The organism is Halostagnicola bangensis (assembly GCF_054653435.1).
Genome location: NZ_BAAIGG010000002.1, coordinates 3,045,203 through 3,058,940, shown reverse-complemented (window position 1 = coordinate 3,058,940; position 13,738 = coordinate 3,045,203). Strand labels below are relative to the sequence as shown.

Genomic DNA, 13,738 nt, shown 5'->3' with positions numbered 1-13,738 from the left:
TCTCGGAGTTCTTCCGCGAACAAACTCGCGAGCACGTCTCAACGTTGTACAACTCTCCCTCTCGGCGCGTTCTCGTCTTCGATACCCTCCTGTGGATGATCGAGAGGCGCACCGATTCGTTCAACCAGGTATGGGACCCGCAACCGGTGGAAACTCGTACGATAAACCTACCCACATACACGAACGTTGAAATATCCGGGAGAGTATCACTAGATGAATTCACATGATACAAGCGCTCGTGGTGGCCGTCATTATCGGGATTCTAATGATGGTAATATTGGGGTACGTAGCGAACTGGTGGGGAGACGGTGTACGGGGGAGTTGCAAGGAGTGTGGGGGTGACGTTTCGTACGACGAAATCGTTCGCCTCAGCGGTCCAGGGATCGAGAACGAGAGCATGTACTGCTCGAGAGAGTGCGCAAGGAGATCAGGGAAAGGAGACAGCGAAACGCCGAACCCACACGCCTAACGGAACTGAATCGCCTTCTTCTGACCCGCGTTATCTCTCGAGTGACGCTCCCGTTCGAGACGGCGAGGCGAGTATCACTTCGCCCTCGAGCGTGCGCTCTTCGAGCGCTCGACGCGCCGCGGCCACGGCTTCCTCGCCGTGGCTCTCGTCGGTAACGCCGTACACGACCGGGCCCCACGAGGATTGGCCGACTCCGGAGACGACGGGACAGCCGTCGAGTGACTCTACGAGTTCGCCCGCCGGGGGGCGAAACACGCCGCCCTGGGCGTCGGCATACCAGGCACCGTTCTTCCGCCCGATCTCGGCGATCGCTTCCCCGAAGGCCTCGAGTCTCCCCTCGGCGGCGGCGGGGAGGAGCTTCCCGGTAACCACGCTCGCGAGTTCGTCGGCGACGGCGGGATCCGCGCGTTCGACGACCGCACGCATGCTTTCGTCCTCGCCGTTTCCGCTCCGGCCCGGCGACGCGTCGGGAACGACGACGAGAAATTGCCAGTCGCTCGGCAGTTCGTGTCTGGCCACGACCGGTGGAACCGTCCAGTCGCCCTCCGAGGGCGGTTCCGTGGTGAACCGACCGGTGGGGTGGCCCGCATCCACGACGAAGCCGCCGTCTTCGAACGTCGCAACTCCGATCCCGCTTCTGCCGCCCCGGCCCATCGCCGGCGCTCGCGGTCGGATCTTCGGCTCGAGTCCGTACGCGGTCGCCGTCGCCGCGAGCACCGAAAGCGCGAGTTGGGTTCCGCTCCCCAACCCGACGTGTCGGGGCAGGCGTCGCTCGAGCGAGATCGAAACGCCGGGGACGTTCAGGATTTCGACCGCTCGAGTCGCGTAGTCGTACAGAAGCGACTCGTTCGCCGTGACGGTATCTCCTCGTTTGGCAGTGACCGTGACCCGTGGCTCCTCAAGGCCGATCCCGATCCCGCCGTAGAGTCGGTCGCGTGCAAGCGAGAGGTTTTGAAAGCCGACGTGGAGCCGTGCGCCGGCGCTAACGGTCGCCATAGCGGCGGCTACGAACCCGTCGGGGAAGGGGGTTACGACGTTGGCAAAGGGTGTCGTCGATCGGAATCTGCGCCGTCGACCCGAAGCGATGTCGCCGAAATCGGTTGACTAATGAAACGAACGGGTATTTTTCTCGAGAATGGATTTGGTGTGTTTCATCGTCGGGTGCCAGTTGCTAGTTGGGATGTGTCCAATACGATCTCTGAAGCTCGTTCATGTTGGGAATTCATCTCGTTCCGTGCCGTCACTGCGGCGTTTAACAGTGAGTTAACGCAATGGTTCCGAACTAACCGAGACATAATAAACTAGGTTCTCGCGGTAGGATGCTGTGTATCGCGCCGCTCATCGTTTCAATCTCACTCGGATCGAATACGAACGGACAACAGCATCGGGCGAATTGGCGGGCGGGATATATCTGAAGGGAGGCTGACACAGCAAAGGATCGAATTGATTCCTCTGTCCGCGACGACAGTCTCGACCATCCGGTGCGTTGCCCGCAAATACATGATATGGATCTAGCACATCACATGGTGGTGCCGTGAATCGAACGATTACGAGTGGAATCCTCACCGTTGCCAGCGGAAAATTCATCACGCTATTCTTGGGGATTATCTCGTCGCCGTTGCTCTACCGCTGGATGGGGCCGGCCGATTACGGTGCCTACGCGACGGTGCTATCTGCTCACTCGATTATCATGATCTTCGTGAGTACCGCTGTCGCCGACGGCGTCCGAAAGTACGTCGCCGAGGAGCGTTCGATCGCTAATTGGGAACGATCTGTCATCGGATTTTACCTCCGATTGGCGACACTGCTCGTCGTTATCGGGTCGACGATACTCGGTCTGGTCACCTACGCGGGCGTCTTCGAATTCGTTTGGGGGCCCGAGTTCACGCTTTACTCCTACGCGATGATCGCGATGGTAATCGCGTCCCAGTACATGATGTTCGCTCGAAAGTCGCTGATGGGGTTCGGCCTCGAGAAATATTCCGAGCCGTTGAAGGTTCTGTACAACGTCGCGTTCGTCGTCGTTGCCTTGCCGATGGTCTACTACGGGTACGGCGTCGTCGGTGCCCTCATCGGCCAAGCGCTCGCGGCTGGGCTGGCCGCCGTGATCGGACTCATCGTGTTACACTTTTATAAATCGCTCAGAAGCGTCTTCGAGTTTGACGGCGGAACGCTCCCCAAGCGGGAGATGATGTCGTTCAACACGCTCTCGATCGTTCTCGTCTTTCTGCTGATGTCGTTGTACCACGTCGACGTGATGATGCTCCAGGCCCTGGCAACCCAGGACGAGGTCGGCCACTACAAAGCGGCGCTCGTCTTCGCCGAGTTCCTCTGGTTCGCTCCGATTACGTTACAGACGGTCTTTGTCCACTCGACATCCGAACTGTGGTCGCAGGGGAAAAACGAACGAGTCTCTACGCTGGCAGCAAAAACGACCCGATACACGTTCTTGCTCACGGCGATCATGGCGATCGGGATGGCCGCACTCGCACACGATGTTGTTCCGGTATACTGGGGGCCCGAATCCGAACCCGCAGTCGAACCGTTGTTGCTGTTGCTTCCCGGCGCGCTCGGGTTCGCGTTAGCACGTCCGATTCTGGCTATCGGCCAGGGGAAAGGAGAACTCAAGTATCCGATCCTCGCGACGGGATCGGCCGCCGGTATCAACGTGATCCTGAACACCGCCCTCATTCCACTGTACGGGATGTACGGTGCGGCGGTCGCAACCTCCATCGGCTACGGGTCGATGGCTATCTTCCACGTCTGGAGCGCGTGGCAGGTCGGCTTCGATCCGGTGTCCGACGCTCGATACGTTCGCGTGATCGCGACCGGTGTCGTCGCGGCAGTGCCGATCTTCGCGCTGGCGTCCATGCTTGCGACGCCGATTACAGTTCCGCTCATTGGGCTCGTCCCGATCTCGATGTTCGTAGTCCCGCCCGTTGGACTAATGTTGTTTCTGGTTGTCGCCGTCCTGTTCGGGGCTCTCGACCTCAAGGAAATCTTTCAGGTCCTCGCCCAGTTCCCGGATCCCATCGGGTCGAAGGCCCAGCCGGTCTGTCGTCGGCTTCAGAATCGTGATGGGGATAGTGGCTTGACTCGATACTTTAAGTTTTGACCGGTTCGCACACCGTTGGAAGCGCGTCCCACATATCGACTCCTCTTTTGTTCATTTGAGTCGTCCGCTCTCGTTCACTCTGGTCGTTTCGAGCTTGCTCATAAGCGTAGATTCGTCGAACGAACTCGATGAACCGAGAGGTTATGTATCTCGTTTCCCAATCGATAGCCGTGTCAGTCGACAGTTCTCTCGGTGGCGTCGTCCTCGCAGGCGGCTACTCCACCCGTTTCGGTGAGGCGGACAAAGCGGTCGCAGAACTCGACGGAACGCCCATGATTCGCCGCGTCGTCGATCGACTTGCTCGGATAACCGACGACGTGGTCATCAACTGTCGATCGGAGCAAGAGGCGGCGATCCGCAAGGCGCTGTCGGGAGCCGAGGCGTCGATTCAGTTCGCGATCGATCCGGTTCCGGACCGCGGTCCCGTCGGCGGAATCCACACCGGGCTCGAGCACTCCGACTTCGAGTACACCGCCGTCGTCGCCTGCGACATGCCCTTGGTCGACCCGGCGCTTTTCGAGGAACTCTTCGAGCGGGCTCGAGGACGAGATGGGGCAGTCGTCGAGCTCGAGGCGGGTTGGCTTCAGACGACGCAGGCAGTGTATCGAGCGGATGCGATGGCTCGAGCCTGCGCAGAGACGATCGATTCCGAAGACAACCGCGTCGTGGCGGCACTCGAGAAGATCGACTGGGCTACCGTTCCGGAGGCGGAACTCGAGGACATCTCATCCGAGACGTTCGAGAGCATCGATACACAGGAGGCACTCAGAGAAGCGGAAGAACGACGCTGAATTTGTGGCCGGTTCCGCCTCGAGTCTCGTCGGCCGCGCGAACGAGAAAGGGTAACTTATGACCCCTCGAGTGCAGATTCGAGTATGAGCAGCGATAAGTTCGACCACGGGAAAGACGAACGGTTACAGAGCCGTGAAGTCACCGAGGGTGCCGAGAAGGCACCCCACCGAGCGATGTTTCGAGCGATGGGTTTCGACGACGAAGATCTCGGCTCGCCGATGATCGGCGTTCCGAATCCCGCCGCGGACGTGACGCCGTGTAACGTCCACCTCGACGATGTCGCGGCCTCGGCGATCGAGAGCGTCGACGAGAGTGGCGGAATGCCGATCGAGTTCGGCACGATCACCATCTCCGACGCGATCTCGATGGGGACCGAGGGGATGAAGGCGTCGCTCATCTCTCGAGAGGTCATCGCCGATAGTGTCGAACTCGTCGCCTTCGGCGAGCGCATCGACGGGCTCGTTACGGTCGCGGGCTGTGACAAGAACCTCCCCGGAATGATGATGGCCGCGATTCGGACCGATCTTCCGACCGTCTTCCTCTACGGTGGGTCGATTATGCCCGGCGAACACGAGGGCCGAGACGTCAGCATCGTTCAGGTCTTCGAGGGCGTCGGTGCGTACGGCACCGGTGATATGGACGCGGACGAACTCGACGAACTCGAGCGTCAGGCCTGTCCCGGCGCGGGTTCCTGTGGCGGGATGTACACCGCGAACACGATGGCGTCGATTTCGGAAGCGATCGGGCTCGCACCGCTGGGAAGCGCGTCGGCACCGGCCGAGGACGAACAGCGGTACGAAGTCGCCCGACGGGCCGGCGAACTCGGCGTCGAAGTCGTCGAGGAAGATCGCCGCCCGTCCGACATCATCTCCCGGAAGTCCTTCGAGAACGCCATCGCCGTCCAGACGGCCATCGGAGGCTCGACTAACGGCGTGTTGCACCTACTCGCGCTCGCACGCGAGGCCGGCGTCGACCTCGAGATCGAGGACTTCGACGAGATTTCACGGAAGACGCCGAAGATCGCCGATCTTCAGCCCGGCGGCGACCGCATGATGAGCGACCTTCACGAAATCGGCGGCGTCCCGGTCATCATCCGACGACTGCTCGAGGCTGGCCTGATCCACGGCGACGCGAAGACGGTCACCGGTCGGACGATCGAAGAAGAACTCGAAACGCTCGATCTGCCGGCCGACGACGAGATCGACGCCGACTTCCTCTACTCCATCGAGGACCCGAAGGAAGACGAGGGTGCGATCAAGATCCTCTCGGGCAATCTCGCGCCGGAGGGAGCGGTTCTGAAAGTGACTGGCGACGACGAGTTTTACCACGAGGGCCCGGCTCGCATCTTCGAAAACGAAGAGGACGCGATGGCTTACGTACAGGAGGGCCACATCGAGAGCGGCGACGTGATCGTCATCCGCAACGAGGGACCGAAAGCCGGCCCGGGGATGCGCGAAATGCTCGGCGTGACAGCCGCGGTCGTCGGTGCCGGCCACGAAGACGATGTCGCACTCATCACGGACGGGCGGTTCTCGGGCGGTACTCGCGGTCCGATGATCGGCCACGTCGCCCCCGAAGCGTACGTCGGCGGACCCATCGCACTGTTAGCGGATGGCGACACGGTGACGGTCGACATTCCCGAACGTAATCTCGAGATCGATGTCGCCGAGGAGGAACTCGAGACTCGACGCGAGCAGTGGGAACAGCCGGATCAACCCTACGATAACGGCGTCCTCGCGAAGTATACGCGTGATTTCGGCTCGGCGTCGAACGGTGCCGTGACGAATCCGAGCGTTAAAGAAGAGTAGCCCGATTAGGACCCTCGCGAGTCGACAAAATCGTCGTCGTTCGTCATCGCTTCAACGAGACTTTCGAATTCCTGCACTGCACTTTCGACCGCGTAGGAGAGAGACACACTCGAGTCTCATGTGTAAATACTGTCTACAGTGTGATTGGCGGGTGGGAAACTCCAGCGAGCATTCCGAATCCGAGGCCTCGAAGCTCGCGATAGAGCATTTTGTCGAAACCGGTCATGCGATCGACTCGCTCCAGCTTCCACCACCAGTCGTCCTGAAAAATTGAAAATGCCGAAAGCGATTCGTCTCTCTAGTTGAACGGCGGCGAGTTCGGAATTTCGCTGTCGAACTCGTCGATCGGTCGGACACCGAGACCGTGGAAGTCCGGAAGCGGTTCCGCGTCGTCCTCGTCTTCCTGTGCGGCCTCGATCTCGTCGTCGTCGAACTCGTCGATGGGTTCTGGTTCGACGACATCGACGATGTCCCGGTCTTCGACGTCGATCACGGAGAAGCCGGGCGTCACGCCGGTTGCGGCGTGGGGATCGCCGGACAGTGGTGCGGGACCGCGAAGGGTTACGAACATGTACTCGCCGTCCGGGGAGGACCACATGATGTCGGGCGAGTCCCGTTCGTCGGGGTTCTCACTCTGGGCCGGACCGTACGCGTCGATTTCTTCGATGACCGAGTCATCCTCGGGGTCGAGGACGATACCGTCGTTGGTCTCGCGGTTGAGGACCCACAGTTCCTCGCCGTCGGGCGTAAACCAGAAACCGTGCGCGTCGACGCCTTCGGTGCTTCGTTCCTCCTCGATAATCTCGTCCTCGGCGGTGTCGTAGACGTAGAACTCGCCGACGCCGTCTTCGCCCTCGTCCGGATCGGACGGGAGTCCGGCGGTGAGGTAGAACTTGTCCTCCTCCGGATGTGGCATCGTCCCACAGTTGGTCGGCAGTTCGTCCTGCGAATAGGCGATCTCGACTTCGAACTCGTCGTGGTCGACGATCACGAGGCCGGAATCGTGGTAACTCGGTCCGAGCGTGTGAATCGACCGCCCATTGCTGTCGAACTGGTGGCAGATCGGGCTCGCCGACTCGATTCCAGCGTCCTGGACCGTCTCGTCCTCGAGCAGTTCGAGTTCGGCTTCGATTTCGAACTCCTCGTCCTCGAGATTCGCGTCGATTCGTGAGATCGTCTCCTCGTCGATTACGTCCACGTGGATGTACTCGTCGTCGGGCGAGAAGACGGCCATGTGCGAGCCGGGACCGGTTTCGATGTTACCGACGAGTTCGTAGTCTTCGGTTCGGAAGACGAGCGTGCGTGCACCAGCAGTACAAGCGACTGCCGCGTACTCGTAATCCGAACTGAAGTCGATCATGTGCGGAACGACGCCTTCGTCGGGCACGTCCTCGAGATCGTTGACGTCTATCTCTTCGATGAGTTCGAACTCGTCGTCTTCGTCAGCATCTGGCTGGTAGACGTAAATGTCGTCTCGGCCCTGATCGAGTCCCCAAATCTCGTATGAACCGTCTCCGTTGTCGTCACCGTTCCCACCGTTTTCCTCATCCGTTTCGTCCGAACATCCTGCCAGCGCGATTGCACCTGCGGTCGCGCTTCCTGCGAGAAATGCTCGTCGACTTTTCATTGGATCAACCGTCATCACCCAAAGTCCGAACTCCACCCCCAAAAGTTTGCTTGTTTCAGCCCTTCTCCGTGGCAAATTCTGGCGTTCGGGATAGGAAGAGGCAAATATTAGCGCTACCGTATTTGCCCCGTCTTCTGAGGGTGGCATTGAACCACGGTTACGATAATTCCGTCCAGACTGGTCGAAAAGGTTGGCAAGTATTGCCCATATCTGTGTCGACAATCGAAACGACACCCGCCGTCGAAACAGCGCACGCTATAGTACGGACTTCTATCAGGATTCTCAACGATTACTACCGACTTCTATCGAGATTCCCAGCGATGAACCGGTATCCCGCTCACTCCCGTCGCTCGAGAATTCGATCGATGATCAGCCGCGTTGATAACAGTTCGTCGTCGTATTTCGGCTCCCGCGGATCCGCTCGCTCGACCGTACAGTCGATTCCCCGCCGTTCAAGTTCGGTTTCAATCGCCTCGTCATCGTGGTGTTGATCGTGGCCGAGTGCGATCACGTCGGGGTCGATCTCCTCGATCGGAAGGAAGATATCCTCCTCGTGACCGAGAACCGCTTCGTCGACCACCTCGAGCGAATCGATGACCGCTCGGCGCTGGCGACCGCTACAAACCGGGGACTCCTTGTGATCGACGTTGGTCTTTCTGGCCACGATAACGACGAGTTCGTCGCCCATCGCCGCCGCCTGTTCCAGGTAGTGAACGTGACCCGGGTGGAGAATGTCGAACGTTCCCTGGGCAACGACGGTCCGCGATTTCGGCGACGATTCGTCGGTTTCGTCGGCCTGGTTCACTGGTAGTTCACCTCCGAAACGGGGAAACGGAGCGGTCGTTCGGCGGAAAACTGCGGGCTCGATACAGCCGTCGTCGACTCGTCGATTCGAATCACTCCCATTGCATATCCTCGTCGATGTCAGCCTGTGTGAAATCGAAGAACTCCTCGGATTCGGGCAGTTCGACGTCGAGGACGTTCAACTGTGTCGGCTGTCCCTGCGAATCGAACGCCTGCCAGTCTGAGCGCCGATACGGCGCGCCGATAATAACGTGGACGCTGCCGCGGCCGAACGTTTCCAGATCCGCACTACTCGGTCGAACGACACCGTTGGGGTGTGAGTGGATGCTTCCGAGCGCCTTGACGTCGTTCGGAATCATGCTCGTGCGAACGGTCGCGCTGACGCTGTTGCTCTCGGTTCCCGGAACGACGAGAATGTCGGTGATAACGAGACCGTCTCGCTCGAGGCCGAGCGCGTTCGCCTCGGTTCCGCGGAGAAACCCCATGTATTCGTTCGGGTGTGTCTCCTCGGAGGACTCGAGTACGAACTCGAGCGTTTCCTCGGCGATACCGAGTATCTCACTCGAGCGAAACAACGCGTCGAACAGCCCCATGTACCCACCTCCGGGTTTGCGGTTGCTAAACGTTCCGAATGGAATCGGTGGCTGAGTGTCGGCAAAATCTGACGAACGCCCATCCGATATCTAATTATTAATAGTGCCGTACTGGAACCTATGTCAGATATACACATTCCACATACATTGTAGGTAGGCACTTTTAATTCGTGAGTTCGAACGGGTTCGCATGGGACTCGAAGAGGACGCGCTAGACTATCACCGCGAGGAACCGCCCGGAAAAATCGAAATTCGAACGACGAAATCGACGAATACACAGCGAGACCTCTCGCTTGCGTACTCGCCCGGCGTTGCGGGACCGTGTCGCGAAATCGCGGCGGACGCCGCCGACGCCTACCAGTACACCGCAAAAGAGAATCTCGTCGGCGTGGTGTCGAACGGCTCCGCGGTCCTCGGACTGGGCGACATCGGCGCACAGGCGTCCAAGCCCGTCATGGAGGGGAAAGGCGTTCTCTTCAAGCGGTTCGCGGATATCGACGTCTTCGACATCGAACTCGACCTCGAGGATCCGGACGCATTCGTCGAGTCGGTCGCCGCGATGGAGCCGACCTTCGGCGGCGTCAATATCGAGGATATCGCCGCACCCGATTGCTTTCGCATCGAGGAGCGCCTCCGCGAGCGAATGGATATTCCGGTGTTTCACGACGACCAGCACGGCACCGCGATCATCAGCGGTGCCGCGCTGTTGAACGCCGTCGAACTGATCGAAAAGGACCTCGAGTCACTCGAGGTAACCTTCGCAGGTGCGGGCGCGGCGGCGGTCGCGACTGCGCGGTTCTTCGTTTCGCTCGGCATCAAAAGAGAAAACATCACGATGTGCGATATCGACGGTATCCTCACGACCGAACGCGCCGAGGCTGGCGATCTGAACGCGTACAACCGGGAGTTCGCATCCGACATGCCGGGAACAGAATTGGCCGACGCGATGGTCGACGCGGACGTCTTCGTCGGACTCTCCGCGGGCGGAATTGTCTCCCCGGAGATGGTCCGGTCGATGGCCGAGAACCCGATTCTCTTCGCCATGGCGAACCCCGATCCGGAAATCGGCTACGAGGAAGCCAAATCCGCGCGCGACGATACGGTCATCATGGCGACCGGCCGCTCGGATTACCCGAACCAGGTCAACAACGTTCTCGGGTTTCCATTCATTTTCCGCGGCGCGCTCGACGTGCGTGCAAAGCAGGTGAACGAAGCGATGAAAGTCGCCGCCGCCGAGGCGCTCGCCGATCTGGCGAGACGAGATGTTCCCGACGCGGTCCTCAAAGCGTACGGCGACCAGCCGCTCCAGTTCGGCCCCGAGTACATCATCCCGAAACCACTCGATCCCCGCGTTCTGTTCGAGGTCGCACCCGCGGTCGCGGGCGCGGCGATGGAAACCGGTGCCGCACGAACGGATATCGACCTCGAGGCGTACGTCGAACGACTCGAGGCGCGTCTCGGAAAATCCCGCGAGATGATGCGGATCGTGCTGAACAAAGCCCAGAGCGAGCCCAAGCGGCTCGCGCTCGCGGAGGGCGGACACGAGAAGATCATTCGGGCGGCCTACCAGATCGCCGAGCGAGAGATCGCCGAACCGGTTTTGATCGGCGACAAGGACGAGATCAGGACGACCGCGGCGAACCTCGGGCTCGACTTCGAACCGGAGGTTGCTGATCCGACGGACGGCTCGTACGACCACTACGTCGAAACCCTCTACGAGGAACGGAAACGAAAGGGAGTCACTCGCAACGAGGCCAAGGAGATGATTCGCGAGAGCAACTACTTCGCTTCGGTGATGGTCGAGAGCGGCGACGCCGATGCGATGTTGACCGGATTGACCCATCACTACCCCTCGGCGCTTCGACCACCCTTGCAGGTCATCGGAACGGCGTCGGACGCCGATTACGCCGCGGGAGTCTACCTGCTCGCGTTCAAAAATCGGGTCGTCTTCCTCGCCGACGCGACCGTCAACCAGAACCCCGACGAGGAGGTGCTGGCCGAAGTGACCCGACACACGGCGTCGCTCGCTGAACGGTTCAACGTCGAACCGCGCGCCGCGTTGCTGTCGTACTCGAACTTCGGAAGCGTGGACAACGAAGGGACCCGAAAACCGCGCCGCGCCGCTCAACTGCTTCGGGACGATCCGGCCGTCGAATTCCCCGTCGACGGTGAGATGCAAGCAGATACCGCGGTCGTCGAAGAAATGCTGACCGATACCTACGAGTTCACCGACCTCGAGAAGCCGGCGAACGTCCTCGTCCTGCCGAACCTCGAGGCCGGAAACATCTGCTATAAGTTGCTCCAGCGACTGGGCGGCGCGGAAGCGATCGGTCCGATGCTCGTCGGGATGGACAAACCGGTCCACGTCCTGCAGCGGGATGACGAGGTGAAAGATATCGTCAATCTCGCAGCAGTCGCGACCGTCGACGCACAACGGCAGTAACTGGACGATTCACGGCCCGAGAATCCGGCCTCGGAACAATTTGCCGAACGCAGATTGCCACTGAGGGTATCGTGTCTTGACAAGGGTTATACGCTCCCATCTCAAATACCGGGTCAAGATGACACGCGAGTCTGCCGGGGTCCCCGGCGACGACGACGGGGATTCCGTCGTTTACGATCTTGCTGCTGATTGCACCGCTGAGGATCTCGAAGAAGGAAGCCCATATCTGGCCGAAATCAACGGTATCGTCGACTACGGCGTCTTCGTCGATGTCTCTGATTCCGTCTCCGGGCTCGTCCACGAATCCGTCCTCGAGGGTACCTACCGCGTCGGCGACGAGATCGTCGTCGAACTCGAGAGCGTTCGAGAGAACGGCGACATCGCCTTCGAGCCGGCCGACTTCGAATCCTACACGATCGAGGAGGTCTCCCACGACTACACGCTCACCGGAAGCAACCGACTCGAGGCCAACGTCGGCGACCAGATCCACCTCGAAGGAAAGGTCGTGCAGGTCAAACAGACCGGCGGTCCGACGATTTTCCACGTCACGGACGAATTCGGCGTCGTTCCCTGCGCGGCGTTCGAGGAAGCCGGCGTCCGGGCCTACCCGCAAGTCGAAGTCGGCGACATCGTTCGCGTCACCGGCACGCCCGAGCGTCGCGAGGACGCGGTTCAGATCGAAGTCGACGGCCTCACCAAACTCGACGACGAGATCGAAGCCGACGCCCGAGAACGCCTCGAGGAGGCCCTCGAAGAGCGATCCCAACCGCACGAGGTCGAACCGCTTATCGACTGGCCGGCGTTCGAGAAGCTCCGACCGAACCTTGAGGAGGTCGCGACGAAGCTCCGCCGAACGGTTCTCGAAGGACGGCCGATCCGCGTTCGCCATCACGCAGACGGCGACGGCATGTGTGCGGCGGTTCCGGTCCAGCTCGCACTGGAGCGGTTCATCGCCGATGTCCACGAGGACGACAACGCGCCACAGCACCTGATCAAACGGCTGCCCGCGAAAGCGCCGTTCTACGAGATGGAAGACGCCACGCGGGATCTCAACTTCGCGCTCGAGGACCGCGAGAAACACGGCCAACAGCTTCCGCTCCTGTTGATGCTTGACAACGGCTCGACGGCGGAGGACGTTCCCGCCTACGAGACGCTGGCTCACTACGATATCCCGATCGTCGCGATCGATCACCACCACCCCGACCCCGAATCAGTCGAGGGCCTGCTCGATGCCCACGTCAATCCGTACCTCCACGACGAGGACTACCGGATCACGACGGGAATGCTCTGCGTGGAGCTCGCGCGGATGATCTACCCGGAGATGACCGACGAACTCCGACACATCCCCGCCGTTGCCGGACTCTCGGATCGGTCGAAAGCCGACGCGATGACCGACTACCTCGCGCTCGCCGACGAGGAGGGCTACGACGAAGGTCGTCTGCAGGATCTAAGTGAGGCACTCGACTACGCCGCGTTCTGGCTCCGATACAACTCTGGCGACCAGCTGATTCAGGACTTACTCCAGATCGGCAGCGACGACGAGGAGCGCCACCGAGAGCTCGTCGAATTCTTCGCCGACCGAGCACGCGACGAAGTCGACGACCAACTCGACGCTGCGATGGCTCACTTGGAACACGAGGACCTCGATAACGGCGCGCACCTCTACCGGATCGACGTCGAGAACTACGCCCACCGATTTACCTATCCCGCGCCGGGTAAAACGACGGGCGAGATTCACGATCGCAAGATCGAAGAGACGGGCGATCCCGTCATCACGGTCGGCTACGGACCGGACTTCGCCGTCCTCCGAAGCGACGGTGTCCGCCTCGATATTCCCGTTATGGTTTCGGAACTCGAGGAGGAGGTGCCGGGCGGCGGCGTCTCCGGCGGCGGCCACCTCGTCGTCGGCTCGATCAAGTTCGTCAAGGGCAAACGCGAGGAAGTGATCGACGCGCTCGTCGAGAAGATGGCCGAAGCCGACATCGACGAGGAGCTTTCGACCGCGGCACCGATCGACGACTGACGACGCGTTTCTGAACTTCTCCCGTCTCGGACCCGTTTTTCGATTCTGATCAGCCACTCCTCGT

At 60.5% G+C, this 13,738-nt stretch carries 9 protein-coding genes; 5 read left to right on the top strand and 4 right to left on the bottom strand.

All coding sequences use genetic code 11. The features are described 5' to 3' along the window. Window positions 1-499 precede the first annotated feature (499 nt). Window positions 500-1,465 carry a beta-ribofuranosylaminobenzene 5'-phosphate synthase family protein gene (locus tag ACYQ14_RS17005; RefSeq protein WP_459889609.1) on the bottom strand — a complete coding sequence of 322 codons (966 nt, stop codon included), beginning with the start codon at window positions 1,463-1,465 and terminating at the stop codon, window positions 500-502. 538 nt (window positions 1,466-2,003) lie between these two features. Between ACYQ14_RS17005 and ACYQ14_RS17000 the strand changes: the two genes are divergently transcribed. The 3 genes from ACYQ14_RS17000 (at window position 2,004) to ilvD (ending at window position 6,184) form a co-directional block, all read left to right on the top strand. After that, on the top strand, window positions 2,004-3,584 hold the full coding sequence (locus ACYQ14_RS17000; RefSeq protein ID WP_459889607.1) for an oligosaccharide flippase family protein: 1,581 nt from the start codon (window positions 2,004-2,006) through the stop codon (window positions 3,582-3,584). Window positions 3,585-3,754: 170 nt separating this feature from the next. Next, complete coding sequence (gene mobA, locus ACYQ14_RS16995) at window positions 3,755-4,375, top strand: molybdenum cofactor guanylyltransferase (RefSeq protein WP_459889605.1); 621 nt, start codon at window positions 3,755-3,757, stop codon at window positions 4,373-4,375. An 84-nt stretch (window positions 4,376-4,459) separates the two neighbouring features. Then, window positions 4,460-6,184, top strand: a complete 1,725-nt coding sequence (gene ilvD, locus ACYQ14_RS16990) for a dihydroxy-acid dehydratase (RefSeq protein WP_459889603.1) — start codon at window positions 4,460-4,462, stop codon at window positions 6,182-6,184. A 298-nt stretch (window positions 6,185-6,482) separates the two neighbouring features. Here ilvD and ACYQ14_RS16985 read toward each other — a convergent pair whose 3' ends face one another. The 3 genes from ACYQ14_RS16985 to ACYQ14_RS16975 form a co-directional block, all read right to left on the bottom strand. Further along, window positions 6,483-7,826: a YncE family protein gene (locus ACYQ14_RS16985; protein ID WP_459889601.1), complete on the bottom strand. Its 1,344-nt coding sequence runs from the start codon at window positions 7,824-7,826 to the stop codon at window positions 6,483-6,485. Between the two features lie 322 nt (window positions 7,827-8,148). After that, the gene (locus ACYQ14_RS16980) at window positions 8,149-8,616 is read right to left on the bottom strand and encodes an FAD synthase family protein (protein ID WP_459889599.1); all 468 of its coding nucleotides are present in this window, start codon (window positions 8,614-8,616) and stop codon (window positions 8,149-8,151) included. 91 nt (window positions 8,617-8,707) lie between these two features. Further along, a complete protein-coding gene (locus ACYQ14_RS16975) occupies window positions 8,708-9,208 on the bottom strand; it encodes a Mov34/MPN/PAD-1 family protein (protein ID WP_459889597.1) in 501 nt (166 codons plus the stop codon). A 190-nt stretch (window positions 9,209-9,398) separates the two neighbouring features. On the opposite strand from ACYQ14_RS16975, the gene ACYQ14_RS16970 reads away from it, so the two are divergent. Together ACYQ14_RS16970 and han are read left to right on the top strand one after the other, a co-directional pair. Next, window positions 9,399-11,651: an NADP-dependent malic enzyme gene (locus tag ACYQ14_RS16970; protein ID WP_459889595.1), complete on the top strand. Its 2,253-nt coding sequence runs from the start codon at window positions 9,399-9,401 to the stop codon at window positions 11,649-11,651. A gap of 118 nt (window positions 11,652-11,769) precedes the next feature. Further along, window positions 11,770-13,674, top strand: a complete 1,905-nt coding sequence (gene han, locus ACYQ14_RS16965) for a Hef-associated nuclease (protein WP_459889593.1) — start codon at window positions 11,770-11,772, stop codon at window positions 13,672-13,674. Window positions 13,675-13,738 lie beyond the last annotated feature (64 nt).

Excerpts from the sequence above, each read along its gene's own strand:
- ilvD (WP_459889603.1), top strand. The coding sequence starts at position 4,460 with ATGAGCAGCGATAAGTTCGACCACGGGAAAGACGAACGGTTACAGAGC.
- ACYQ14_RS17005 (WP_459889609.1), bottom strand. The coding sequence starts at position 1,465 with ATGGCGACCGTTAGCGCCGGCGCACGGCTCCACGTCGGCTTTCAAAAC.
- ACYQ14_RS16970 (WP_459889595.1), top strand. The coding sequence starts at position 9,399 with ATGGGACTCGAAGAGGACGCGCTAGACTATCACCGCGAGGAACCGCCC.
- han (WP_459889593.1), top strand. The coding sequence starts at position 11,770 with ATGACACGCGAGTCTGCCGGGGTCCCCGGCGACGACGACGGGGATTCC.
- ACYQ14_RS16975 (WP_459889597.1), bottom strand. The coding sequence starts at position 9,208 with ATGGGGCTGTTCGACGCGTTGTTTCGCTCGAGTGAGATACTCGGTATC.
- ACYQ14_RS16985 (WP_459889601.1), bottom strand. The coding sequence starts at position 7,826 with ATGACGGTTGATCCAATGAAAAGTCGACGAGCATTTCTCGCAGGAAGC.